This is a genomic window from Xanthomonas sp. NCPPB 1062 (genome assembly GCF_041481705.2).
Classification (GTDB): Bacteria; Pseudomonadota; Gammaproteobacteria; order Xanthomonadales; family Xanthomonadaceae; genus Xanthomonas; species Xanthomonas euvesicatoria.
In genome coordinates this window covers 2,453,180-2,477,169 of record NZ_CM192987.1, presented here as the reverse complement: position 1 = coordinate 2,477,169, position 23,990 = coordinate 2,453,180, and the positions used below count along the sequence as shown (strand labels likewise).

28 protein-coding genes and 2 pseudogenes are annotated in these 23,990 nt (G+C 62.7%); 8 read left to right on the top strand and 22 right to left on the bottom strand.

The window, feature by feature from the left end; genetic code table 11:
- Window positions 1-86: 86 nt before the first annotated feature.
- From ACCQ16_RS10870 to ACCQ16_RS10860, 3 genes are read left to right on the top strand one after another with little or no spacing between them, the layout of a single operon-like run.
- On the top strand, window positions 87-1,451 hold the full coding sequence (locus ACCQ16_RS10870) for an alpha/beta hydrolase (protein ID WP_029819472.1): 1,365 nt from the start codon (window positions 87-89) through the stop codon (window positions 1,449-1,451).
- On the top strand, window positions 1,448-2,974 hold the full coding sequence (locus ACCQ16_RS10865) for a GMC family oxidoreductase (RefSeq protein WP_277572756.1): 1,527 nt from the start codon (window positions 1,448-1,450) through the stop codon (window positions 2,972-2,974). Before ACCQ16_RS10870 ends, ACCQ16_RS10865 begins: the two co-directional genes overlap by 4 nt.
- 53 nt (window positions 2,975-3,027) lie before the next feature.
- A complete protein-coding gene (locus ACCQ16_RS10860; protein ID WP_057681763.1) occupies window positions 3,028-3,831 on the top strand; it encodes an SDR family NAD(P)-dependent oxidoreductase in 804 nt (267 codons plus the stop codon).
- A 167-nt stretch (window positions 3,832-3,998) separates the two neighbouring features.
- Here the strand turns inward: ACCQ16_RS10860 and ACCQ16_RS10855 are convergent, their stop codons facing one another.
- The 5 genes and pseudogenes from ACCQ16_RS10855 to ACCQ16_RS10835 form a co-directional block, all read right to left on the bottom strand.
- Complete coding sequence (locus ACCQ16_RS10855) at window positions 3,999-4,760, bottom strand: sulfite exporter TauE/SafE family protein (protein ID WP_277572795.1); 762 nt, start codon at window positions 4,758-4,760, stop codon at window positions 3,999-4,001.
- A gap of 24 nt (window positions 4,761-4,784) precedes the next feature.
- Complete coding sequence (locus ACCQ16_RS10850) at window positions 4,785-5,225, bottom strand: protein tyrosine phosphatase family protein (RefSeq protein WP_109291476.1); 441 nt, start codon at window positions 5,223-5,225, stop codon at window positions 4,785-4,787.
- The gene (locus ACCQ16_RS10845; RefSeq protein WP_109291479.1) at window positions 5,222-5,653 is read right to left on the bottom strand and encodes a DUF6691 family protein; all 432 of its coding nucleotides are present in this window, start codon (window positions 5,651-5,653) and stop codon (window positions 5,222-5,224) included. Before ACCQ16_RS10845 ends, ACCQ16_RS10850 begins: the two co-directional genes overlap by 4 nt.
- Window positions 5,650-6,090: a YeeE/YedE family protein gene (locus tag ACCQ16_RS10840; protein ID WP_008575717.1), complete on the bottom strand. Its 441-nt coding sequence runs from the start codon at window positions 6,088-6,090 to the stop codon at window positions 5,650-5,652. The genes ACCQ16_RS10845 and ACCQ16_RS10840 overlap by 4 nt, the downstream gene beginning before the upstream one ends.
- Window positions 6,087-6,955: pseudogene (locus ACCQ16_RS10835) on the bottom strand (MBL fold metallo-hydrolase). Before ACCQ16_RS10835 ends, ACCQ16_RS10840 begins: the two are co-directional and overlap by 4 nt.
- A 253-nt stretch (window positions 6,956-7,208) precedes the next feature.
- Between ACCQ16_RS10835 and ACCQ16_RS10830 the strand changes: the two are divergent.
- The gene (locus tag ACCQ16_RS10830) at window positions 7,209-7,517 is read left to right on the top strand and encodes an ArsR/SmtB family transcription factor (RefSeq protein WP_033479010.1); all 309 of its coding nucleotides are present in this window, start codon (window positions 7,209-7,211) and stop codon (window positions 7,515-7,517) included.
- 553 nt (window positions 7,518-8,070) lie between these two features.
- Here the strand turns inward: ACCQ16_RS10830 and ACCQ16_RS10825 are convergent.
- Entirely contained in the window at window positions 8,071-9,096 is a 1,026-nt protein-coding gene (locus ACCQ16_RS10825) for an alpha/beta hydrolase (protein ID WP_372379945.1), read from the bottom strand.
- A gap of 111 nt (window positions 9,097-9,207) precedes the next feature.
- Here ACCQ16_RS10825 and ACCQ16_RS10820 point away from each other — a divergent pair, with 111 nt between their 5' ends.
- Both ACCQ16_RS10820 and ACCQ16_RS10815 read left to right on the top strand, forming a co-directional pair.
- Window positions 9,208-10,029 carry an AraC family transcriptional regulator gene (locus tag ACCQ16_RS10820; RefSeq protein ID WP_039417975.1) on the top strand — a complete coding sequence of 274 codons (822 nt, stop codon included), beginning with the start codon at window positions 9,208-9,210 and terminating at the stop codon, window positions 10,027-10,029.
- Between the two features lie 146 nt (window positions 10,030-10,175).
- Window positions 10,176-10,532, top strand: a pseudogene (locus tag ACCQ16_RS10815) (DUF3653 domain-containing protein); the annotation flags it as partial.
- On the opposite strand, the gene ACCQ16_RS10810 reads toward ACCQ16_RS10815, so the two are convergent.
- From ACCQ16_RS10810 to ACCQ16_RS10760, 11 genes are all read right to left on the bottom strand, one after another.
- Window positions 10,434-11,081, bottom strand: coding sequence for a TraX family protein (locus ACCQ16_RS10810; RefSeq protein WP_127166211.1), 648 nt, complete (start codon window positions 11,079-11,081; stop codon window positions 10,434-10,436). The pseudogene ACCQ16_RS10815 and the gene ACCQ16_RS10810 overlap by 99 nt on opposite strands.
- 1 nt (window position 11,082) lies before the next feature.
- Entirely contained in the window at window positions 11,083-12,318 is a 1,236-nt protein-coding gene (locus tag ACCQ16_RS10805; protein ID WP_127166213.1) for a zonular occludens toxin domain-containing protein, read from the bottom strand.
- Window positions 12,318-12,647, bottom strand: a complete 330-nt coding sequence (locus tag ACCQ16_RS10800; RefSeq protein WP_127166215.1) for a DUF2523 domain-containing protein — start codon at window positions 12,645-12,647, stop codon at window positions 12,318-12,320. Before ACCQ16_RS10800 ends, ACCQ16_RS10805 begins: the two co-directional genes overlap by 1 nt.
- On the bottom strand, window positions 12,647-14,011 hold the full coding sequence (locus tag ACCQ16_RS10795) for a hypothetical protein (protein WP_372379944.1): 1,365 nt from the start codon (window positions 14,009-14,011) through the stop codon (window positions 12,647-12,649). The genes ACCQ16_RS10800 and ACCQ16_RS10795 overlap by 1 nt, the downstream gene beginning before the upstream one ends.
- 182 nt (window positions 14,012-14,193) lie before the next feature.
- Window positions 14,194-14,424, bottom strand: coding sequence for a major capsid protein (locus ACCQ16_RS10790; RefSeq protein ID WP_127166219.1), 231 nt, complete (start codon window positions 14,422-14,424; stop codon window positions 14,194-14,196).
- Between the two features lie 11 nt (window positions 14,425-14,435).
- Window positions 14,436-14,639, bottom strand: a complete 204-nt coding sequence (locus ACCQ16_RS10785) for a hypothetical protein (RefSeq protein WP_127166221.1) — start codon at window positions 14,637-14,639, stop codon at window positions 14,436-14,438.
- Window positions 14,640-14,642: 3 nt separating this feature from the next.
- Complete coding sequence (locus ACCQ16_RS10780; RefSeq protein WP_127166223.1) at window positions 14,643-14,939, bottom strand: hypothetical protein; 297 nt, start codon at window positions 14,937-14,939, stop codon at window positions 14,643-14,645.
- Between the two features lie 328 nt (window positions 14,940-15,267).
- The gene (locus tag ACCQ16_RS10775) at window positions 15,268-15,987 is read right to left on the bottom strand and encodes a rolling circle replication-associated protein (RefSeq protein WP_206516331.1); all 720 of its coding nucleotides are present in this window, start codon (window positions 15,985-15,987) and stop codon (window positions 15,268-15,270) included.
- Window positions 15,977-16,117 carry a hypothetical protein gene (locus tag ACCQ16_RS10770; protein ID WP_164738694.1) on the bottom strand — a complete coding sequence of 47 codons (141 nt, stop codon included), beginning with the start codon at window positions 16,115-16,117 and terminating at the stop codon, window positions 15,977-15,979. Before ACCQ16_RS10770 ends, ACCQ16_RS10775 begins: the two co-directional genes overlap by 11 nt.
- Window positions 16,114-16,314 carry a hypothetical protein gene (locus ACCQ16_RS10765; protein WP_127166225.1) on the bottom strand — a complete coding sequence of 67 codons (201 nt, stop codon included), beginning with the start codon at window positions 16,312-16,314 and terminating at the stop codon, window positions 16,114-16,116. Before ACCQ16_RS10765 ends, ACCQ16_RS10770 begins: the two co-directional genes overlap by 4 nt.
- On the bottom strand, window positions 16,311-16,523 hold the full coding sequence (locus ACCQ16_RS10760) for a hypothetical protein (protein ID WP_241238081.1): 213 nt from the start codon (window positions 16,521-16,523) through the stop codon (window positions 16,311-16,313). Before ACCQ16_RS10760 ends, ACCQ16_RS10765 begins: the two co-directional genes overlap by 4 nt.
- A 137-nt stretch (window positions 16,524-16,660) precedes the next feature.
- Between ACCQ16_RS10760 and ACCQ16_RS10755 the strand changes: the two genes are divergently transcribed.
- Together ACCQ16_RS10755 and ACCQ16_RS10750 are read left to right on the top strand one after the other, a co-directional pair.
- Window positions 16,661-17,041 carry a DUF3693 domain-containing protein gene (locus ACCQ16_RS10755; protein ID WP_372379943.1) on the top strand — a complete coding sequence of 127 codons (381 nt, stop codon included), beginning with the start codon at window positions 16,661-16,663 and terminating at the stop codon, window positions 17,039-17,041.
- Window positions 17,042-17,170: 129 nt separating this feature from the next.
- Entirely contained in the window at window positions 17,171-17,566 is a 396-nt protein-coding gene (locus ACCQ16_RS10750; protein WP_174555058.1) for a hypothetical protein, read from the top strand.
- A 283-nt stretch (window positions 17,567-17,849) separates the two neighbouring features.
- Here the strand turns inward: ACCQ16_RS10750 and ACCQ16_RS10745 are convergent, their stop codons facing one another.
- From ACCQ16_RS10745 to ACCQ16_RS10725, 5 genes are all read right to left on the bottom strand, one after another.
- Window positions 17,850-18,707 (bottom strand): IS3 family transposase, encoded by an 858-nt coding sequence (locus ACCQ16_RS10745; RefSeq protein WP_218533069.1) that lies wholly within the window; start codon window positions 18,705-18,707, stop codon window positions 17,850-17,852.
- The gene (locus ACCQ16_RS10740; RefSeq protein ID WP_011346252.1) at window positions 18,704-18,997 is read right to left on the bottom strand and encodes a transposase; all 294 of its coding nucleotides are present in this window, start codon (window positions 18,995-18,997) and stop codon (window positions 18,704-18,706) included. The genes ACCQ16_RS10745 and ACCQ16_RS10740 overlap by 4 nt, the downstream gene beginning before the upstream one ends.
- Window positions 18,998-19,356: 359 nt before the next feature.
- Window positions 19,357-22,410 (bottom strand): sensor histidine kinase, encoded by a 3,054-nt coding sequence (locus ACCQ16_RS10735; protein ID WP_031422736.1) that lies wholly within the window; start codon window positions 22,408-22,410, stop codon window positions 19,357-19,359.
- A 421-nt stretch (window positions 22,411-22,831) separates the two neighbouring features.
- On the bottom strand, window positions 22,832-23,218 hold the full coding sequence (locus ACCQ16_RS10730; protein WP_008575730.1) for a hypothetical protein: 387 nt from the start codon (window positions 23,216-23,218) through the stop codon (window positions 22,832-22,834).
- A 139-nt stretch (window positions 23,219-23,357) separates the two neighbouring features.
- Window positions 23,358-23,960 (bottom strand): response regulator, encoded by a 603-nt coding sequence (locus ACCQ16_RS10725; RefSeq protein ID WP_031422732.1) that lies wholly within the window; start codon window positions 23,958-23,960, stop codon window positions 23,358-23,360.
- Window positions 23,961-23,990: the final 30 nt, after the last annotated feature.

Sequence of the window (23,990 nt, the reverse complement as noted above, 5' to 3'; positions counted from 1 at the left end):
CACCTGCTGACCGGCTGTCGACCTCATCTGCACGGGGCGTGGACGAAGCGTACGCCACCATGCCGAACCGACTCACAAGGTGCGACATGGCCAAGCCAACGCTGTTCTTCCTGCATGCGCTCGGCGCCAGCCGACAGGAGTGGAGCCATGTCATCGCGCAGTTGGGTAGCCGCTTCGACTGTATTGCCCTGGACATCCCAGGATTCGGCGATGCACCTGCGCTGGACCACTTCGACACGAACGCGCTTGTTGACTGGTTTAGCGCTGAAGTCATCAGGCGGCAACCAGCATGCTGGTTTGCAGTGGGGCATAGCATGGGCGGAAAGATCGCTACCTTGACGGCGGCCCGGGCACGCGACGGTGTGGCGGGCCTTGCCGGGCTGGCTGGCGTGGTGCTGGTTGCCGCGTCACCGCCAGCCCCCGAACCGATGCAGGAACCGCGACGGCGCACCATGCTTGCCTGGTTCGAAACAGGGCAGCCTGCGCGCGTGGAGGCAGCGCAGTTCGTGGATGCCAACTGCGCCTGCCCGCTGCCTGATGAAATCAGGGACGCTGCGATCAACGACGTTCTGCGCACCGCACCCAGTGCATGGATGGCATGGCTCACACACGGCAGTCGCGAAGACTGCACGGCGCAGACCGGATGCATCGGCGTGCCGGCACTGATTGTCGCGGGCAGCCAGGATGGTGATCTAGGTGAGGCTGCGCAGCGGCGCCTGAATGCGCCGCACTATGCGCATGCGCAGTTCGCCATCGTGGCCGACGCCGCGCATCTGATTCCCTATGAACAGCCGCAGGAACTGGCGCGGTTGATCGCAACGCATGTAGACCGCTGCATTGAGAACTGCCTGCCTGAGGACTTCATTGCCTTGCTGAACTCCGAGCGCGTTGCGCCGCGCATGCGCAAGACCTTGCTCGCGCGGCACGCGGGGCCGCCGGCCTCGGGCGAGGGCGTGTTGAACCCGCGGCAGTTGAACGTGCTCGCCGCCGTGGCTGCACGCGTGCTGGATGGCGCGGGCGATGCGGCGCAGATTGCGCGGCGCATCGACCTGCAGCTTGCAGAAGGCACGGGAGATGGCTGGCGGTACGCAGACTTGCCAGACGATCGCCTGGCGATGGCGCTTGGCCTGGATGCACTCGATGCATTGGCCGGCGGCTTTGCCGAACAGTCGGCCAAGGACCAGGACCGCTGGCTGCAGGAGATCGCGCACTCGGTGGTGGGCAATACCTCTGCGCACGGCCTGGATGCGGGGCAATTCGCGCATTGGTTCGAGGATGTACGTGCGGATGTGGTGCGCACCTGGACCAGCCTTCCCGCCACCATGGCTGCGCTGGGCTACGACGGTTTTGCGGTCGGCAACGACACGGGCAGTGGCCCCGTCGGCTATGTAGAGACGGCAGCGGGCCGGGATGAGCACTGGCAATTGCGTGCGCCCGAGACTGCCCAATGAGCAACGCGGGTGGCCAGGACAGCGTCGATGTGGTGGTGGTCGGCAGCGGAGCGGGGGGCGGCCCGCTTGCGGCGCGGCTTGCGCGAGCCGGCGTCTCGGTTGTCGTGCTGGAAGCCGGCGCGGCATTTACGCCGGATTCGCATATTCCCGATGAGTTGACCACCGGCATCTATTGGATGGAGGAGCGTCTGAGCGGTGGGCAAACGCCCACTGCGTTCGGGCCGAACAATTCGGGCTGCGGACTGGGCGGTTCGACGTTGCATTGGGGCGCGTTCTGCCCGCGGCCGGACAAGCGCGATTTCAGCCTTCTGACCCAGACCGGGCAGGGCGCCGATTGGCCGATCCCGCACCATGAGTTGGTCGCTTACGTTCGTCGCGTGGAGACCTTCATCGGGGTCTCCGGTCCCGTGCACTACCCGTGGGACCCCGAGCGCAGCTATGCGTATCGGCCACCACAACGCAATGCGTCGGCCACGGCCATGGCGCACGGTTGCGGCGCGCTTGGCATCCGGACCACCGATGCACCCGCCGCGTTGGTCACCAGGCCGCATCAGCAGGCGCATTGGGGCCAACGTGCGGCGTGCAACAACTGTGGTGCCTGTCACCAGGGCTGCAGCAACGCCGCCAAGGTGAGCGTGGACACCACATGGCTCCCGCTGGCCAGGGCGCATGGTGCGCAATTGCGCACTGACAGCCGGGTGGTCGATCTTGAATGCGACGGCCGCAGCGCGGTGACCGCGGTGATCTACCGCCAGCATGGGCAGGAGTATCGCCAGCGCTGCAGCACCGTCTTCCTGTGCGCAGGGGGTGTGGAGACACCGCGCTTGTTGCTCAACCTGGCGCTGGCCAACTCCAGCGGGCAGGTGGGCCGCAATTTCATGGCGCATGTGGCAACCCAGGTGTGGGGCGAGTTCGACACAGACATGCGCATGAATCGCGGCTACCCGTCTTCGCTCATTAGCGAAGACATGCTGCGCCCGGCCGACGCCAACTTCATTGGCGGCTATCTGGTGCAGAGCCTGGGCGTGCAGCCGATCACGCTGGCGAACACGCTGGCGCGTGGTGCCGGCCTGTGGGGCAGGGACCTGGTCGCCACGCTGCGGCGCTACAACCGCCTGGCCGGTATCGGCATCAATGGCGAATGCCTGCCGCAGGACGCCAATCGCCTGACCTTGTCCGACGAACGGGACGCCTTCGGGCAGCGCAAGGCGCGCATCGATTTCAGTTACGGCCCCAATGAGCAGGCCATCGACGCCCATGCGCGCGCAGTGCTTGGATCGATCTGGCAAGCCGCTGGCGCCCGCAACATCTTTGCGGCTGCGCGCTCGGCCCACACGCTCGGGACCTGCCGCATGGGGACCGATCCTGCACAGGCCGTGGTCGATCCCGATGGCCGCACCTTCGACGTGCCGAACCTCTACATCTGCGACAACTCGGTGTTTCCCAGCGCACTGGCAGCCAATCCGGCACTGACCCAGATGGCACTCGCGCTGCGCACCGCAGAACGTTTCCTTGCGCGCTAGCGGTAGCTGCGCCAGCACTGCGCCATCACGTATTCAACGACCAGGAGCTCAACATGGATCTCGGAATCAAACAGCGGATCGCCCTCATCAGCGGCGGCGACTCCGGCATGGGCAAGGAGACTGCGCGCCAGCTGCTCGAAGCCGGCGTGCGCGTGGCGATCACCGATCTTCCCAATGGCACGCTCGACCAGGCAGTGGCCGAGCTGTCCGGCCTGGGCGAGATCATCGCCGTCGAAGGCGATGTGACGCAGGAACAGGATGTCGCCCACATCTGGACCCAGGTGCGCGCGCAACTGGGGGAACCGGATATCTACGTCAACGCCGCCGGCGTGACCGGCGCCACCGGCGATTTCCTGGAGGTCAGCGATGCCGGCTGGCTCGAAACGCTGGACATCAACCTGATGGGCGCGGTGCGCATGTGCCGCCAGGCCATTCCTGCCATGCGTCGCAAGCAGTGGGGGCGAATTGTGTTGTTCGCGTCCGAAGATGCAGTGCAGCCGTACGTGGATGAGTTGGCCTACTGCGCGTCCAAGGCCGGCATCCTGAGCCTGGCCAAGGGGCTGTCAAAGGCCTATGGCGCCGACAATGTGCTGGTCAACACGGTGTCGCCTGCCTTCATCGCAACACCGATGACCGACAAGATGATGCAAAAGCGCGCGCAAGAAAACGGAACCAGTGTCGAAGAAGCCATCGCCTCGTTCCTGGATGAAGAACGCCCCGGCATGGTGCTGAAGCGGCGCGGCCGGCCAGAGGAAGTGGCGTCCGTCGTCGCATTCCTGTGCTCGGAGCGCGCCAGTTTCATCAACGGCGCCGGCGTGCGCGTGGACTCGGGCTCGGTATTCACCATCGCCGGCTGAGGCGGGCGGCGCTGTGCAGCGGCAAGCACGTGCATTGCCCAACTGTCCGCCGCATGTCTTATCCAAGCAAATCCCCGTGCAATTGGCGAGGGCGGGGCAGATCGTCGGTGGCCGCTCTCGAACCGATGGTGAAGCTGCGTGGGGCTGTCAGATGAGACGACAACCGGTCAGACCACCCGCCACAACATGTAGCCCGCAGTGAGGAAGATCAGGCATGCAAATGCGCTATTGAGCAATCCCCGATGCCCGGCTAGCGCCGCTGCAGCACGTGCTCCCGCCATGCCACCTACGCTGCCGGCAACGATGAACGCGGCAGCCAGTGGCCAGTTCACCAACCCGGAGTACGCGTAGTTCACCGCGGTGGTCAGACCGAAGGCAGACACCGCCACCAGCGAGCTGCCTACCGCGGCCAACATTGGCATCCCGGTGGCGGTCATCAAGCCCGGCACGATCAGGAAACCGCCGCCGATGCCGAAGAAGCCGGAAAATCCGCCAGCGAGCGTTCCCAGCCCGACCAACGCGGGTGCATTTTCCTTGCTGATGCGCGCAGCCGCATTCTCTTGCGCGTTGCGCTTGCGCAGCATCAGCAGGCCAATCACCACCATCAATCCCGCAAACAGCGCCAGCAACCGTTGTCCGTCGACGGCCTTACCCAGACTCGAACCAAGGTAGGCGCCGGCAACGCCGGCCAGGGCGAAGAGCGAGGCGCACGGCCACCTGACATTGCCACGGCGGGCATGCACGAACAGGTTGGACAGCGCATTGGCAGCGACGGCCAATGCACTGGTCCCGATGGCCACATGCGGATTATCCACACCGACCAGATACAGCATCAGCGGGACAGCGAGAATGGAGCCGCCGCCACCGACCAGTCCCAGCACGAAGCCGACCAACACGCCGGAAAGCCCGCCCAGCACGAGCTGCAGCAATGAAAGGGTTTGCATGACCGGTATTTACTCAGGACTGGATGGCGCGTCGCGAATGAGACGCGGAGCGAGTGAGGAAAGGTCGTAACCTGCGCCGGCGGCGATCGACAGAACCTGGTCTGTGGTGAGCCCGAGGGTGCGGACTTGTGCCAGCGCCCACAACGACGTCGAGCGCGTTCCCGTCCTGCAATACGCGACGACGGGCGCGGGCAGTTGCTCCAGCATTTCGCAAAATTGCTGCACGTCGTCCTCCGAAATGGCGCCGGCGACAACGGGCAGATAAGCGAAACGCATGCCCGCCTGCGCGCAGGCCGATTGCATGGTCAGATGATCGGGTTGATCCGGCTGCTCGTTGTCTGGCCTGTTGCAGACAACGCTGGCGACACCCAGGCTGGCAAGGGCAGGAAGATCGGCAGGCAACAATTGGCCGGCCACCAGCAGGGCAGGCGAAAGCGATCGCAGTTTCATGCGACGTGTTTTCCCGCGCCGGCGCGATGGAGAAAGCTGTGGAGGAAGACGCCTGCCACCAGCGAGGCAGCGAACACCAAGGCGAACGCCTGGCCGGTCGCCAACAGCGCGATGGCGGGACCAGGGCAGACTCCGGCCAGACCCCAGCCAATGCCAAACAGCGCCGCACCGATTACCAGCTTGCGGTCGATTCGCCGCTGCTGCGGCAGCTGCAATGTCGGGGCGAGCAAGGGAGTGCGGCGTGCGCGCGCCCATCGGTAGGCGATGGCCGAAGGGATCAGCGCGCCTGCCATCACCAGGGCCAGCGAATCATCCCAGGCACCGGTGACATCGAGGAAGGCAAGCACGCGTGCAGGATTGGCCATGTCCGAAATCACCAGGCCCAACCCGAACAAGGCGCCGCAGAGAAAAGCCGCCACGCGGATCATGCGCCCGCTCCAGCGACAGCCCGCACGGCCGTCACTGTTGCCATGCCCAGCAGCATGAACACGGTGGTGGCGACGATCGAGCGCGGCGACAGTCTTGCCAGGCCGCTCACTCCGTGCCCGCTGGTGCAGCCGGCACCCAGACGGGTTCCATAGCCCACCAGCACGCCGGCCACGATCAGCACCGGCATGCTGGTGCCGCTCAGCGGCGCGAGCGTGATGGGCTTGAGCGCCAATGCCACACCTGCGCTTGTCAGAAGCCCGGCCAGAAACAGGATGGACAGCGAGCGCGCGCCGCCCGCGTGCAGACCGAGCGCATCGGCGAGCAGGCCGGAGATGCCGGCGATGCGGCCGACCAGCAGTAAATACGCGCCAGAGGCGGTGCCGATCATCAGCCCACCAATCAGCGGCCAATACCAGGCGAGGTGCGGGAGCGTCATAGCACGTCCAATGGCAGTTTCAGATAACGCACGCCGTTGTCTTCCGGCGTGGGCAGATGACCGGCGCGCATGTTGACTTGCACCGATGGAAGCAGCAGGCGCGGCATGGGAAGCGTGGCGTCGCGTGTCTCGCGCATCTTCACGAAGTCCGCTTCGGAAACGCCTGCATGCAGATGCACATTCGCGCTGCGTTGCGCGCCAATCGTGGTTTCCCATGCGAAATGGTCCCGGCCTGCGGCCTTGTAGTCGTGGCAGACGAAGACACGCGTGGCATCGGGCAGTTTCAGCAGCCGGTGGATGGAGCGATAGAGCTGGCGTGCCGAGCAGCCCGGAAAATCGCAGCGCGCCGTGCCGTAGTCCGGCATGAACAACGTATCGCCTGAAAAAACAGCGCATCGCCGATGAGGTAAGCCATGCATGCGGGCGTATGTCCGGGAACATGCAGCGCCACTGCGTGCAGATGCCCGATCGTGAATGCTGCGCCGTCGGCGAACAGATGATCGAACTGGCTGCCGTCCCGGCTGAATTCCTTGCCGGCGTTGAAAAGGCTGCCAAAGGTCTGCTGCACGGCCGTGATGCGCTCGCCGATGGCGAGCTGTCCGCCCACCTGCTGCTGCAGCCACGGCGCAGCCGACAGGTGGTCGGCATGGGCGTGTGTTTCGAGGTGCCATTGCACCTGTAACGCCTCGTCACGCACGTAGTGCGCAAGCGCTTCAGCGGAGCCGGTCGCAGTTCGGCCTGACGCCATGTCCAAGTCGAGCACGCTGTCGATGATGGCGCAGGCCGACGAGCCAGGGTCTCGGACCACGTGGCTGGCGGTAAAGGTCACCGGGTCGAAGAATGTCGCCACGTGCGGCGCGCTCATGCGACCGGAGCGGGTGTCTTCCACGACAGCGCAGGCCGCTGCCAGGCAGGTGTCGCGTGTTGGATGACTCACGATGGCAGCGTCGAGAGGAGTAAGGAAAAAATCTCATAGTTACATATACTGTGCAAATATCAAATTGGCGCTGGCCGTTTTCGTTCAGCCGCAGTGCCTAGCCGTTACCCTCTACATTCCTGATCCGCAGTCCCCACGCCTCGTGACCGAATCTGCTTTCTCCACCGATGCTCTTGCCGCCATGAAGGAGCGCGTGCCAGACGTGGCCGAGCTGCTCCGTTTCATGGCCACACCGTCACGCCTGCTGTTGCTGTGCCAGTTATCGCAAGGCGAATCCACCGTCAGTGGCCTGGAAGCGACGACAGGCATTCGGCAGCCTGCCTTGTCCCAGCAACTGGCCGACCTGCGTCAGCGGCAGTTGGTCCTGACTCGCCGCGAATCTCGATCCATCATTTATCGTTTGGCCGACCCAAAAGTGGCAGCCTTGCTGAGCGCCATGCATGCGATCTTTTGTGCGGAGGATGACCATGGCGATCGCGTCCCTGAGTAATGCGCTATGGATGCAGCTGCTCCGATCTGCGCAGCATTGCCGTCCGCGCCGCGCGACGCTGGCTAGCTCATCGCCGTAATCCAGGCGCATCTGACGGACGACCCCGGACACGGATTTGACCTGCCTATGGAGTCGGCGTGGCGGTCGCGGGGTCGGGGCAAAAACCGTGCCTGGCGGGTCCAGACCGCGCTGAACCTCACTCTTCCATGTCGCGGCAAGCGTCGGCGACCTGATCGCATCCGCGCCGCTGGAGATCCCGCAAGCGGCGAACCACACCTGGCAGGCAGACTTCATGTCCGACGCCGCCTCATGGCCTGGCCGCCGCTTCCGCACCTTCAACATCAACGATGACTGCAATCGCGGATCGATGAAGTTGAATCCACACCAGCTTGCACTCGGCACGGGTCATCCGCGCCCTGGACGAGTTGGCACGTTGAAACGTGGCACGGCTCAGTCACGGTTTCCTTCCTGACAGTTCAACGGTTCCTTGCCATCGTCTACCGGCCGGGCCAACTGCGGATGCGGCGGCCACAGAGCCATTCCGCTATCGCGCTTACTTCAGGTGTTCGCGTAATCCATCGCCGGCTTGGCGAATCGCATCACGGACTGCCGATACGTCCCGAAGCGCATTGAGCAGGCCGTAATCGTGGATCAGCCCGTTGTAGCGCGTCACGGTCACCTCGACACCTGCTTGATCTAGCGTGCGACCGAAGGCTTCGCCCTCATCGCGCAGTACGTCCAGCTCCGCCGTCTGAATCTGGGTCGGCGGCAAGCCTTCCAGCTGGGCGGCGGTAGCACGCAGGGGCGAAGCAGTGATCTCGGCGCGGGCCTTGGGGTCGGTGGTGTAGTTGTCCCAGAACCAGGTCATCATGTTGCGGCTGAGGAAGTAGCCGCTCTGGTAGCGCTGGTACGAGTCATTGTCGAACGCGGCGTCGGTGACCGGCCACAGCATCAGGTTGTAGCGCAGTGCCGGCGTGCCTGCTGCCTTGGCCTGCAGCGCCACTGCCGCCACCGTGTTGCCACCGACGCTGTTGCCGGCCAGTGCCAGGCGTTGGCCATCCACGCCGATCTCCATGCCGTGTTCGGCAACCCAACGCGTGGCGGCATAGGCCTGATGGATCGCCACCGGGTAGTGCGCCTCCGGCGAGGGCGTGTAATCGACGTAGACCGCCGCTGCGCCGGAGGCATTGACCAGGTCGCGGATCAGGCGTTCGTGGGTCGGGAAGTCGCCCAGCACCCAGCCGCCGCCATGGAAGAACATGAAAGCCGGCAGCACCTGGCCAGTGCTATGCGGCGGCCGCACGATCACCAGGTTCAGCGGCTTGCCGTTGGCCTGGATGGTCTTGGGGCTTACATCGGCCGCCGGCAGGGGTGTATTGGCCTGGGCGTTGGTCAGCACCTGACGCGCCTGCGCGGGGCTCAGCTGCTCGATCGGCGTGCCGCCACCGCTGTTGAGCGCCTTGAGGAAGTCTGCGACCGGGCGCAATGGCGCCGGCTGGTCGCTGGGTGCGGCCGCGACAGCAGTGCCAATCGATGCCGCCAGCAGCGTGGTGGCAATAAGGGCGAGGGGAGTCTTCATGATGCGGTTCCTGGACAAGCCGGGCAGGGTGCCGGCGACAGGAGTGACTTTGCGCGTCAAGGCGATACGATAGGCCGCAAATCGTCCATGAAACTTTACCTGGAGTCCAAGATGGTCGACCGTCTGGCCGCCTTGCTGAGCCATTTCTCGGTAACCGCCGAGGTCTTCCATGCCGGCGCGCTGTGCGGCATCAACCAGCTCGACAGTGGTGACCGGGGCCAGCTGCACCTGATTCGCCAGGGCGCGGTGGTGGTCCACAACGGCGACGGCAGCCACCTGCAGATCGACCGGCCCAGTTTGCTGTTGTATCCGCGCGCACTTGCGCACCGCTTCGACACCGACCCGGTGCACGGGGCCGACTTTGCCTGCGCGCACCTGAGTTTCAGCGGCGGCGCGGCCAATCCATTGGTGCGCGCACTGCCTGCGTGCATTTGCCTGCCGCTGGAAGCGCTGCGCCAAGGTGCGGTGCTGGTGCATGCCTTGTTCGAAGAAGCCTTCGCACAGCACTGCGGGCGGCAGGCAGTGCTCAACCGGCTCTTCGAAGTGGTGCTGGTGCACGTGATCCGCGAACTGATGGAGCAAGGCCACGCCAAGGGCGGCATGTTGGCCGGCATGGCCGACGCGCGGCTGCGCCTGGCCCTGGTCGGCATCCACGAACATCCCGCCCAGCCCTGGTCGCTGGAGTCGCTGGCCGCCCGTGCCGGCATGTCGCGCAGCGCCTTTGCCCGCAGCTTTCACGACACGGTGGGCTGCACTCCAGGCCAGTACCTGCAGGATTGGCGCATCGCGCTGGTGCAACGCGGCCTGCGCCAGGGCCGGCCGCTCAAGCAACTGGCCGACGAGGTGGGCTACGCCGGCGAGGCAGCGCTTTCGCGTGCATTCAAGGCGCAAGTGGGGCACTCGCCGCGGATGTGGCGGAAATCTAGCTTGTGACGGCTTCAGACCAGTCATGGGATTTTACATAATATACATTATGCGAAATCGGCTGTGGCGGCGATCAAGATGCGGGCGCGCCTTGTCTGGCTGTGGATCACCTCGTTGCTACCGTCCCGGGGTCCTTCTGATACGGAAATCGCAGCGTGATCGACACCTACGACCGCGTAGACCTTGCCGGCCCTTGGGCCGGTTTTGGTTTCCAGGGCCACCACTTCTTTACGCCTGAAGGCAAGACCATCGAGCCGTGCGATATGAGGTTCTGGTCGCTAACCTGCTGCATCGCACGTGAGTGGTCTTTGCTCATGGCCACCGAAAGGCACTGCCGGCGAAACCTACCGGGAACGCCTACTGCCACAAGGGTTCCAGGCTCTCGCATTTCTGCAGGAAACAACGTCATCTACCTACGCGAGGTGCTGCTGAAACGCCGGCAGCGACGCGATGAGCACCAGCAGGCCGAGGTGGCCAACGTAATAGCCGTAGAACGCCCAGCGCAGCCGCGGGAGTGGCCACCACACGTAACCGAGCGCCAGGACAGGCAACGCCGCCAACGCCCAGACGTTGCCGTTGTACCAACACAGCGCGGCAATGCTGGCCAGCACGCCGGCGAAACATTCCAAACGACCAGTACGGAACCAGCCCCAGGCCGCCAGCACCAACCAGACGCCCGACCACTGGTAATCGACAGCCAACGGTGCAATGACGCCGAACACGACCACGTAAAGCCAATGCCGAGCGTGCAACGTCCAGACCAGAAGCGCAGCGAGCGCGAAGGTCAGCAGCACGTTGAGCGGCAACCAGTAGCCGAACGCCCATACGTGGAATGGCTGCGCCAGCAACCCCCAGCCGGCAAGACGCAACACCGATTTCGCATAATCGGCCCGTGGCTGTGCAAGGTTGTAGGCCATGACCAACGCGAACACCGGGAACGCGATCCGCCCCAGTTCGGATAGGACCGGCACGTACCCGCCGAACAAAACCTTCGCCACGTGATCGCCGGTCATCAACACCAGCGCAATCCACTTCAATGCCTCACGGCCGCTGCTGGTCATGTCACATCTCCAAGGTCGTCGACGGCACGGTCGTACTTGTGCTGCCCTGCGGATGCTCTGGGAACGTGCCCTGTGCGCGTGTGCTGCGGCCGACAACAGTGCCTGCTATCGGGGTAGGTGCGCCCTGCCCCGGCGCGGCCTGCTGCTGCTGTGGCTGCTGCTGGGCGTCGTGCTGCCGCTCGCGATATGGGTTGTAGACGGGGCCACGCTTCGCAAGCGTGCGGCACTGCGGCTGATCGAGGTCGTACAACGTGCCCTGCTCTGTCAGGCAAGTGCAGGATGCCGCCTTGTAATCGCCCTGCGCATCGCGCCCGCCAGGCGAAGACATGCACACCAACAGCGGGTCAGCAGTGGGCGAACGATCATCGAAAATCGGCGCTGTCCACGGCATGGTGCCGAACCGGGGAAGGTGTTGCTGGGCATATTGCGTGGGGGATTCCCAGCGCGGTGCATCGCGCTTTGCGGTGTTCGCGGATGCGCCAGGGGCCGCATCGGCTGACGCCGATTGCGTCCCCTTTACGGTTGCCTTCGCGGCCATCGCGCTGGGCTTAAGCATCGTGTAGGCGAGCCATCCAAGCACGATGGCCAGGATGACCAATCCCGGCAGCGCCAACACTTTCCACGGAATGCGCGGCTTGATCGTGTGGACCTCTGCCGACTTGTACGCGCCGAAGATCGATGCAGGCAGTAACCGGGTCGTACGTTGGGCAAGATCGCGTTTCGCAGACGACTTGATTTCCTCGTTCAACTCACCCCAGCGGAACACATCGATCATCTTCGTACCGAAGCGACGCACGACATGCGTGTGTGCACCGATGAGGCCACGCACGAACGGATAGAGCTGGTTGGGTTGCTGTGTGGTCCACACGAAGTCGAGACCGCGATGCCGATGCTCAGCAAGTTGCAAAACGTGTAGCGGCGTCTGCTGCCGCGTTGCGTCGTGCAGATGGCCGAACCACTTCCAGGCCTCATCGACGAAGATCAGAGAGCCATTTGGCACGACATGGGCCGTGCACTCGGCTTGCACAGACGTGTCGTTGCAGGTGCAGACCTCGCCGCCCTTGACCGCGTTCCAGTGACGTGGATCTTCGAGCGTAGTTGCTAGGCCATCCTGCAACCCTGCGATGCCAGCTGCAAAAATCGGTCGATCGGCGCGCTTCGATTCTTCGACCAGACGCTCCATCATGAGCGCCGTTTTACCGTTGCCGGGTTGCCCGGTGTATAGCTCGATTGGCATTAGGGCTTGGCTCCGAATCCACGCTTAAACAGGAACAGGCGGCCCTGCATGATCGCGTGCTTAGCCGCAATGGCAGAGATCACCATCGTGAGTGCCTTGTCGAACTGCAAGACGCCGAACCATGCCATTGCATCTGCGCCGAGCTGGCCATTGCCATTACCCATGCTTTGGGCGTAGTTCTTGAGCAGATCAATGGCCGGCTCGACAACCATCTTGATAGTCCCGAAGTTGATGCCAAGCCACACAAGCGCGGTCATGATCCACAGGCCGATGCGGGACTTAAACAGCCACGCGAGAGCGGTAACAAGTTGTGCAATTAGAAACGGCATCAGGTGCTTCCCCCTTGACTCATCAGACGCAGCGACAGCAGCGCGGCCATCACCAACACAATTTGCCCACCTAACACCATCCACTGACAAAACCGAGAGGTATCAAAGTGGAGTGTCTGGCCGAATACGGCAACGTCGGGAATCGTGGGACAGCTGCGGCTATAGCCGAACCCTGACGTATCCAACTTGCCATCAGGCATGCCGCCCTGGCCGTAACCGGATTCGTCGGAAAACGCGCCTGCATTGCTGCCCTCCTCGCCAATGTTTGCCTGCCCATTGGTGCCAGTGATGGCATCGCGAATCGCTTTTACATCAGCGTTGTCACCACCTGTGCCGGGCTTGCCTGCGGCCTTCTCCAACGCACACGCCGTGCGCCACTGCATGAGCAGCTGGGAGTACTCCATCGCCTTGCAGTCTTTGCCAACACATACAGGCGCTGCGCCGCATGAGCCGCCTTGAATGTTGACATTGCGGCGGGTATTGCAATCAATGCGCCATTGAATACGCGCCTGTCCGCACATGATGACGTCGCCACTACAGGCTGGCGGCGCATCGCAGCTATCGCCACCGGAGAACGTGGGCTTCGTCTCGCCATCGTCTTCGCCCTCATCGGGTTTACCGTCACCATCGGCGTCACGTTTGCACGTACCGTCCTTACCCTTCGCCTCGCCTTCTGCGCATTGGCCTTCGCCGGGCAGACAACCACCGGCAGGCGACTTGATTTGACCGGCCGGGCACTCGTTCTCACTGGGCTTACACGTACCATCCTGCTGTTGCGTCATGCCTTCAGGGCAGGTGTTCGGCTGGCAATTGCCCTTGGCGTCTTTCACCTGTCCTGCTGGACACTCCTTAGGCGGTTCCGGCTCGCATACACCGAGCGCACCGTTGTAGTAGTAGCTGTTGCCGAACTTCGCCTTGCAATCAGCATCGTCACCCAAATCATCAGGGCCACAGGCGGCGGGCACTGATGTGTACTTGCCGTTGAAGGTTCCATCGCCGTTGTCGTACCACGCCATTTGACAGCCGCTGAAACACTGCACTGACCCGTTGCGAGGCGTACCGTACACACTTGGAAACGGACCGTTGTAGTCCGGCCGAGCATCACACCCTTGACCCTCATCCCACGGGTAATCGCCGTAGGTAGTCATCGCCCAGCCGTCAGAAAAATTGCGATCAATGCGACCTTGATAAACACGCCGGCCGGCGTACGCAACACAACGCGGGTTGCGCCACTGTTGCGGAGCGCTTTTGACCATCGCGTCGCCATCTTTCAGGCACTGCGCGTATGTCGTCGCCTGGTCAGCTGCACGTGCGTTGCTGATCCCAATCGCTGAAAAAATGAGCGCCACAATCACGTAGGCCACTCGACGGGCTATCGCGGAGGCAAACACGCGCACTAGCCAACGCATCACTCGAAATCCACAAACACAATCGCGCAGGCCACCAGCCACGCGCCTAACCAAATCCACCCTTCCATCGCCCGTTCCCCTGCCCTATGCCCATCAAAGACCGGCGGGAGGGTATTGGCCCTGTCCGCCGGCGGTCGTTACATGGCGCGACGCACCCACTTGTAGACCTTGATGCCGACCATCACGGTCAGCACTGCGCCACCGATGGCGGCAATCGGCGCTGCGGCGCCCTGGATAGCAGCAACCACGTCGCCGACATCCACACCGCCGCCGCCACTTGCGAAGGCCGGAGCGGAGACGAAAGCGGCCGAACCGACAGCGGCCAGTGCAGCGGTTTTGTTCTTGAACAGGGTCTTGAGCTTGCGCATTGCATGTCCTCCTAGGACTGTTGAATTTTCTTGCGGATGAGCCGGAACACATACGCCGTGGCCCACAGCAGCGCGATTGCACTGCCAATGGCCTGGGCACCCTCAACCGGCAGTTCCGGCAGCAATGACGGCTGAGGGATCCAGATAACGGCCGTGCACGTCCCCGATGCCGTGTCCAAGTCGGCCTCCAGGCATGCGGGGATCAGCACGGCCATCGGTTATGCCGCCTGCCGCTGCTGCGGCTTGCCGCTCTGCGGATCGACCAGCGTCATGCGGCGCGCCAGTTCGACACCGAAACGGCCCGGCACAAGATCGGTGACCAAATCCCATTCCTTAACCGTGCCGACCGGGTAGCCCTTATCCGGGCCATCACATTCGACTTCGATCTGGATGCGCATCGCTTCGGTTTCGAGCGTAGCGCGCTGGCTGTAAATGGCCTTCGGCATGCCCTTCGAGGTGGTGACGGTGCGGGTCTCGACGGCGCTATTGATCGTGATCTTCGGTGCGTTGCTCATGGTCTTCGTTCTCTCTGTGGTTGGGCTTGCGTCGGTTGGGTTACTGCGAAATTCGGGCGGTACTGTGGGGTCAAGCTAAGGCCCCCCTTACCCCCCATGCGGGGGGTGTGTGGTGCCGTAGCAAGGACCCTTGCGCGATGCTTGCATCAGACCGCCGGGGGCTGACTGTCACGGTGTCTGCCTACCGGTCGCTTTAGGTCGCCTGCGTTCGAAGGCGGGTCTTCAGGGGTGGATTCCTGACGTTGCCGTGCTGGTTGCGCGTAGGCGAACAGGCTGCGGCTTCGGTGCCTCCCAGACCGGGGGCGGTATTGCATGTCCCGGTGAGCGATCACCGGCGGTTTCGTTGACCAGTCCGTAGGGGCGCCGCCCCTACACCCCGGTCCAATGCGTCGATACTCCCCTTGCGCGTTGTTTGATCGAACTCGGGCTGCACAGGGCGGCGCGTGTAGTCGATCGGTGGTGGTGTCCAGGCGCCGAAGTTTTTCGACACGTCCACCACTCCCCCCTTCGTTACGTACTTCGACACGTAACCGGTTATATCCAGCTGGCTGCGTGGTGCCTCTATGCGATTACGTCCGAATTCCTTGAACCAAAACTCATGCCACTGATAGCGGCTCATTAGCCGGTTTAAATCATCGGTAGGTGCAGCTGCGACGGCGTGGAAATGCAATCGACCGTCTTTGTGGAACTCTTGCCCCCGTGCCCACTGGATGCCGCCGTGCGATTTGGTACTCCACTTCGGTCCGTATATCTCCCGGTTGATGCAGCTGGCGAAGAATCGGAACGCTTTATCAGCCTTTTCCGGATGGACACCACCGGTGCGGCCGGCTTCTTCGATGCGAAAGGTGAGGGTCCAGAACTGTTGCCACTGCATGCGCTGTAAGAGCTCTGCATATCCCTGCGCTTCGAGATCAGCACGCCGCAATCGGTGCAGACCGTCAACTTCGCATCCCACGCGTTCAACGTCTGAAACTGCGCTCCCCCGCACTGATAGCAAGGGCTGTTCGGGTAATGGGCTAGCCTGGACGGCTGCGTCTTCATGGCTCATCGCCCTGCCCCGAGCCTACCCACCTGATGCGTTCCTCTATCAGTCGGTCTAGCTCGGCGCGTTCGTCGTCGGTTTCGGCTTTCTTTTTCAGCTCGATCAGCTGCCAGAATTTCAATTCGCCCGGATTCATGCGCGGGCCTCGCGTAATGCCTTGCATTCGGCAAGCTGATCAATGGCGGCGTGATAAATACCCCACCACATGGCATTGATCTGGTCCAAGGGACCGTCATCACCATTGATATAACCGAATAAATCAGGCTGCAAGGAAAGCACGGCTTCTTCATAAGCAATGCGTGCGCCGCGTTCGGTGTCGGTTGGGCGGCTCATCTGCGGAACTCCATAACGCGGCAGGCGCCTTCGTTACCGTCGATGCAAAGCTGCTGAAGCGCCTCATCGCGCTGAACCTGATGTTCAACACTACTTGCAGCGCCTGTGCCAGCGATAAAGCCAGCGAATCCGCCGATGCCAAACCCGGTAGCACATGCCATGCAGACAAGCGGGCCGAGTTCACGGCAAAACTGGATAAATGCTTTCACGGTGTATCCCCTGCCCGGTGCCCGGTAGATCCCGCCACACCGGCACCGGGCGGGGCCGGGGGCGGGCTGTCTCTATTAGGAGACAGTTCTAAATGTACTCTTAACAGAGACAACTGTCCACCGAATGGAGACAACAGATGTACATAAAAGCACTCATTGGGCTGGCCGTTCAGCGTCTAGACAGGAAGAGTGTGCGTGCCCTAGCTGAACGTATGGGGATAGCCCACGGAGTGCTGTACGAATGGCGCGACGGCAAGAAGCCAGTGCCGGACGAGCGGATACAGCAAATCGCAAAAATCGCAGGTCAGGACCCAGGCGAGTGGCTACTGCTGATCCACTCCGAACAAGATCAGGGTGAGCTAGGCAGAGAATGGGCGAAGCTCTACAAGCGGCTCGGCATGGCAGCCATGGCACTAGTGGTGTGCATAAGCGCCGCCCTACCAGGCCGTGCAGAAGCGGCACTGCATCACGCTTTGGAGGCTAATAACGCCGCACCTTCTATACATTATGCGAAATGACATTGAGGGCGGTGCGGTTGCCGCTCCGCTGGATCTGGCTTTGGATCAAGACTTGCCTGCCGAGCCGTTCCCCTAGCGAAACGGAACTCGCCGCATGACTGACACCTACAATCTAGACCGTCGCCCACCATGCTGGCTGTTGGCGAGCAATGCCCAAACAGCTGCGCGGCAGATCTACATCGGCGCGGGGTCACGAACCATGTAGAACTGACCGGCCTCTGGGCGGGCTGGCGATTGGCTGGCCGCGATCTGGTTGCACCGAGCGGCGAACGGATCCCAGAACGCCGGCTGCGCGGATTGCTCTGGCATGCGAATGCCACCGACATCCGGGCTTCGGTGCGTAGGCGGAACGCCAAACGAAAAGCGGTTCAGCATTCATTGGTCAAGGTCGTCGTGGTGGATCTTGGCGAATGGCGAGAGCAGCACTTCGGCAAGATCGCAGGACAAGACGTTGGCGCTTTGAGATACAGATTCATTCGCACTGCTCACCAGCCGACGCTAGAGCCATCCCTCGCTGGGGACTGACCTTGAGCCCCCAATCGGCCGAGCAGCGGCGCGGCGATCGTGCTGACCCGCGCCGGTCATGCGCAGCTCGCGAGCTTGCCCGGAGCCACTTGCACTGACGTTTTGGCGCGCCGGCATAAGCAGGCCTGTGAGCGTCGGCAGGAACGCACCGCTCAAGCGTCACGAAGGCATGGGTCCGACACGGCCACGGCCACGACCAAATAACGTCGTCTTCAGATCAACTTGCCTGCTAGATTCTGCTTGGGGTCGGAATGGACCATCCCCGATTTCTCGGACAGGTTAATTAAGGAACATCCGTCCTTTCAAACTCGACCGGCGAGCGATAGCCCAAAGCACTGTGCAGGCGCTGGCGGTTGTAGAACACCTCGATGTATGTGAATAGCTTTGCGCGTGCCTCGTCGAGGCTTCCAAACTGCTCGTGGTGCGTCAGCTCCTGCTTGAGCGAACTGAAGAAGCTTTCCATCACTGCGTTGTCGTACGGCATGCCTTTGCGGCTCATGCTTGCCACCAAGCCCGCCGCCTGCAACTGCCGCTGATACGCGCCGCTGGTGTACTGCGAGCCCTGATCGCTGTGATGGATGGTGCCCTTTGATGGTCGACGGCGTTGTAGTGCCATCTCCAACGCCGCACTGGCCAGGGCCTGGTCGGCACGAGCGCCCATCGCCCAGCCCGCAAGGTGACGGCTGTGCATGTCCAGTATCGCTGCCAGGTACAGCCAACCGCCGCGGGTGGGCACGAAGGTGATATCGGCGACCCAGACCCGATCGCGTCCAGGGCTGACGAAGGGCCATGCCAAGCGGTTCGGCGCCACGATGGTGCGTTGGTAGGTGCTACGCGTGCGCAGATAGCGCTGACGGCGCTTGCTGCGGATGCCGTGCGCTCGACGCAGTCGCTCTACCCGATGCCGGCCACAGGTTTCACCTTGCTGGCGCAGGGCTTGCCACATGCGCAGGGCACCATAGGCTTGATACGTCTGCAGGTGCATGTCTTTGATCCGCTCCAATAGCCGCGCGTTCTCTTGCACACGCGTTCCAGGACGACGTCCGCGCCACGCGTAATAGCCGCTCGGAGATACCCCCAGTGCGTGGCAGAGCCGACGCACCCGGTATTCGCCTTGCTCACGGATCCAGGCGTACTTCATGGCAGTGCTCGCGCGAAATACGCCGCCGCTTTTTTTAAGATCTCGTTCTCTTCACGCAGGCGAGCCAACTCGCGCTGCAGCACGGCCAACTCGTCCTGACTTGCCTTGGGGCGCCCACTCCCAGCAAACGCCGAGGCCCCTTTCGCATCGAGATCAGTAGCCCACTTGTAGAGCCGGTTACGCGGAATCCCCAGCTCACGCGCGATCACGGCTGCTGGTCGATCGCCGGCCCTAAGCAGTCGAACGGCTTCGCGCTTGAACTCGGCAGTGAATTGCTGACGCTTCTGCATCGAACACCTCCGTGCGAGGATTGTCCTCGCTTTTGGGTGTCCGAGATATCAGGGGTAGCCCAGAAGCTACCCTTCCCTACCCCAAATAAACATCCCTAATCCCCTTCGCCGTCAGCATCCGCTGTTCGCGAGGCCGCCGCCGTCGAGGCGGAGCGCGGCGCCAAGCAAGGTATTCGTCGCGTCGCCCCTCCACTCTTGGCTGATCGCCTGGAAGTAGGGCCCGTCATGCGCTTCCGGTCGAAAAGGGTTATCACCCTAGTTTTTCTCGCAATTCAACAGCGCAAAGCCTCATTGCGGCCCTTGCGAGAGGAGCTGGATTTTTTCTTGAGCAGGATGTTTATCCTGTCTCCAAAATGGAACTATTGGTCTTTACCCATGCGGCCAAACCAACCTCGCCAGCCGGCCACCGCAGGCCGATACGCAATTTTTGCAGGAACCTGTAGTTCCACTTCGGTACCGGTGGCAACGCCATTTCGAAATGCGAGCGTGGCACCGATGCGTGCAGCGCGCTCGCGCATGCCGGCCAATCCCCAGTGACCGGGCCGCACGCCCGCGGCAAGCACTTCGGTCGCGATGCCGCGGCCATCATCACTGATACACAGGCGCAACGCCTTGGCGCCGTAATGCAGTTCGAGCGTTACGGTGCCCGCCTGTGCATGGTTGAACGCATTGATGAGGGCCTCGCGTCCGATGCCGAACATCTCGTCATGTACCAGTGGATCGAGCGGTCTCTGCGTACCTTCGACGCGCATCTGGAAGTTCGGTGCAGCGTCGTGCATCAGGTCGGCGCCCACGCTGGCCAACGCCTGCGGAAAGTCGCTGACCGGCGCGGCAGCGGCGCGCAACCCTTGCACGCGATCACGCCCTTCGCTCAGCACATCATCGGCACGCTCGAGCGCGCCCTCCATCGCAATGCGTGCCGGCTCCTTCACGGGGAGTTTTTCGATCGCCGCCTGGAAGCGCAGGATCAGGCTTTGGATACCCTGCAACAAGGTGTCGTGCAGTTCGCGCGCGATCCGTTCGCGTTCGAGATGGCGCTCGGCCAGCCGCGCCTGCAAGCGTGCCTCCATAACCCGCAGTCGGCGCAGGTAAATGAGCCAAAGCAGCCCGGTTCCAACGAGCACGCATAACGTCAAGAACCAGCTCGTCAGATAGAAGGGCGGTGGAATCTGGATCTCCATCGCTGCACCCTGCGTGTTCCAGACCCCGTCCTCGTTGGCGGCAAGAACGCGAAATCTATAGTGGCCAGGACGCAGATTGGTATAGATCGCCTCGCGCCGCGTGCCGGCGTCTTGCCAACCCTGATCGACGCCTTCGAGCCGATAGCGAAACCGCACCCGTTCTGGAATCGAAAGGCTCAGCGCGGCGTAGGCAATGCGTAACTGTTGTGCACCGACGGGCAATTGCAGCAACGCTCCGGGCAAGAACGTACGACCATCCACCTCCACAGCATGCAGATATACCGGCGGTGGCAACGGATTGTGGTGCAAGCGGTTGGGATCGATCCAGGCCAAACCGTTGTCGGTGGCGAACCACACCCGCCCATCGCTGGCTTCGGCTACGGTGAAGTTGGTCGGCGCCATCTGCGGGGCGCCAGGCAAGCCATCGAGATAGTCGAACCTTCGGTAACGCACCGGATGTGTCGGATTAGCGAGCACCTGCGAGACTTCTGCAGCCGGTATGCGAATCGCCCCTTGCACATCGCTGAGCCATAGGTCGCCAGAGGCAGTTTCGACCAGGCCAGAAATGCTGCCCAACGTGTCATTTTTTGCGGAAACAATCTTGGAAAAGCGCCCTTGGTGGTACAGCGCCAGTCCGAGTTCGCCGGCAACCCAAAGATGAGGTCCGCGGCCACCGATCGCCATCACCCGGCCCACCTGAGGCCCCTGTTCGCTCGTATAGGTATGGGTTTTGCCACCTTCGATGCGGTGCAAGCGATCGGGCAGCGTGCTCAGCCAGACGCGCCCCTGGGTATCTTCGAATACCGCACTTGTGGCGCCTGCAGGATATCCGCCCGGTGTGGTGTCTTCCCATTTGCCGTCGCGGAAGTGCTTGAACCCATGGCCTCCGATGTCGGCCCACAGTCCTCCACTGCCATCGCCGTGAAGCGTGTGCAAGAACCAATCGCCTCCACGCACACCAGCGGGCCAGGGCATCAGCACGAAACGGTCTTGATAGTAGCGCCAGAGACCAACATATCCTGGCCACCAAATGGCACCGACGGGATCACGATAGGCACTGTCGATATTGACGACCTGCGCATGCGGAATCACTGCGTTGCCGCGGATTTGCAGCAGAGGTCTGGCCGAGAAGCTGGCAGCCCAGATATCACCGCCCTCTCCCGCCATCAGGGTGAACCCGGCGTGTCCGCCAGGTATGCTCACCGGTACAACATCGCCATGGCGGAAACGATCGACTCCCTTATCGCTGCCAAACCAAAGATTGCCTTCGCGATCCTCCAGGGCGGCAATCAGCAAATCCGAACTGAGTCCGTTTGCTTGCGTAAACACCTCGACCCTGGAAGCCGGTTTGGGTTGTTCGGGGTGGCTGATCCTGCGCAGGCCGTCACCCACGGTGGCGATCCACAGCCCGCCATCTCGGTCGAACGTGATGGCCTGCGACCCCACCCAGATTTCTTCGTCCTTGCCGACACGGCCGCTGCTTGCCAACGCGAGCGGCCGCACCGCGCGCGCTGTCTCGGCAATCCAGTGGCGTCCCGCTGCGTCCTGAGCGATTTGAGCGGCATCATTCAATCGCTGGCCCGTATCCCGGAAGACCTGCTCGCCGCGCGGCAGGAACAGCAGCTTCTCGATGCCGGCGGCCCACAGCGTGCCCGTCCGATCGACGCCCAGCACCCGCGCGCGCTCGCCTTCCGGAAAGCCCTGCACTACGCCGACCGTCTTCCAGCGTTTGCCCTCGCGGACAGCCAAACCACGCGCGGTGCCGGCCCAGATAGCCCCGTCATGATCTTGTGCGAATCCGAACACGATGTCGGGTGGGAGCTCATCTTTGCCCGAATACACCTGCAAGGTCTTGTCTCGGAGACAGGCCACTGCGCCATTGCGAAAGCCGATCCAGAGATCGCCCTCTCGGGTCGCCAGCAGCGCGGTGACATTGGGCGACGGCAGCTGCGAGCCGCCAATGCTGTCGTAGCGTTCGAAGGTCACGCCATCGAAGCGGAACAAGCCGGTTGCTCCACCGATCCACAGGTAGCCATCACTGGTCTGGGCAAGCGCACGTACCTGACTCGGCGCGCCATCGCGCGCAGTCCAGGCGGTGTGATGCAGCTGCGCGAGGTTGCGCTCGCGGTCGAGCGCATGCGCATTTAGCGCAAACAGCAATCCTGCACCCGCGATGCAGCAGTGCAGGATGAAGCGCATCCATAAGGGTGTCAGACGACGCAACGCCGCCATCTCCTATCTCAGGGTGGATAGACCAGGCCCACTCCGAATCGGAGAGCGTTCTGCAGCCCTGGCCTCTCACGTCGATCGCGGTGATGGCCAAAGCGCTTCTGTGCGTCACGGGCTGCGTGACTGTATCTCATGCCGCCGGATTACGTGATATCACCCAAAGCCCTTGACTTGATAGCAAGCTCAAGCGCATTGCAAGATTGCAAGAGTTACCCGTGTAAAGCCAGTGAGTCGGGCATGGTCGACCATCTCCAGCTCAATCGTTTATCACCTGGCATGTGCGTGGTTCACCGCCTCAACGTTGGCGAAGCAGTGTCAGATGCGTTGTAATTCAAAGCAAAGCATGCCGACGTGACCGGACTCTCCGTAGGTAGGCATGTCCACCTCGCCCTGGTCGACATGGGGGCGCATTGAATGGCCCTGATCAGCCTGGCGTTCGATGCGCGACACGGCGCCGCTGGTGATGGACAAGCACGGTAAACAGTCCAAGCAGTCCGCCAAGGCAGGTCGCCAGCAGAGGCAGATGCGTCGGCATATAGGCCCCCCGATCGCGGTAGCTTTCTGGATAAAACGAGGGTTCCAGCAACCACCAGGCGACGCCGCCGCCGAGCAGCAGCGCGCAGAGCGCGGTCTGCAGCTTGACTGCAGGCGCAGCGACATAGGCAAGAATGACAACCGCCAGCGCGGCGCTGAAGCCTGCGCCAGGAAGATGCCAGACGCCAACCACTGCGGTCGACAGACTGCCGAGGACGCCGGCAATGAGAAAGCCGCCCAAGAGGATCGGCAGTAGCAATAACCAACGCAGCGCCATGATCTTTCCTTATGCCTTTGACCGTCAGGCGCCGCCCTCACGCCTAGGTGGAGTCGTCTTGCAGAGCAAGGCCCCTTCGCCTTGCCTCCATCTTGTTCTGGTGACCGATGGGTTGCAGGCGACGCAAGATCGCCCCGATTCACACCTCGAGAATGCCGCGTTTGAGGGCGAGTAACACCGCGTGCGTACGGTCCTTGGCACCAAGCTTGGACAGGATGCGCTTCATATGCGCTTTCACCGTGCCCTCGGTGACGCTGAGGCTTTCGGCGATTTCCCGATTCGCGTTGCCACGCGCCAGCTCTCGCAAGACTTCCATCTCGCGTGGTGACAGGTCGTCCTCGCCGGCATGCTGTGCCAGTTCCATAGCGATTTCCGCAGGCACCACACGCCGCCCTGCGTGGACTGCGCGGATCGTATCGCGCAATTCCTTGCGCATCATTCCCTTGAGCATGAAGCCCCTGGCTCCACTCTTGAGCGCGCTCATCGCCTGCGCGTCGCCGCGGTAGGTGGTCAGAATCACGATGCGCGCTTCCGGCCATTCGCTGAGGATGCCGCGCAGCGCTTCCAGCCCGCCCATGCCAGGCATCTGCAGATCCATCAGCGTGACGTCCGGCCCATGCACGCGAAACTGTTCGATCGCCTCGCGGCCGTTTGTGGCCTCGGCGATCAAGGCGATGTCCGGCTGCTCGCTCAACGCGGCCTTGATGCCGTCGAGCAGCAGCGGATGGTCGTCAACGGCCATGACGGTAATCAACGCTGGCCAGGTGTCTCT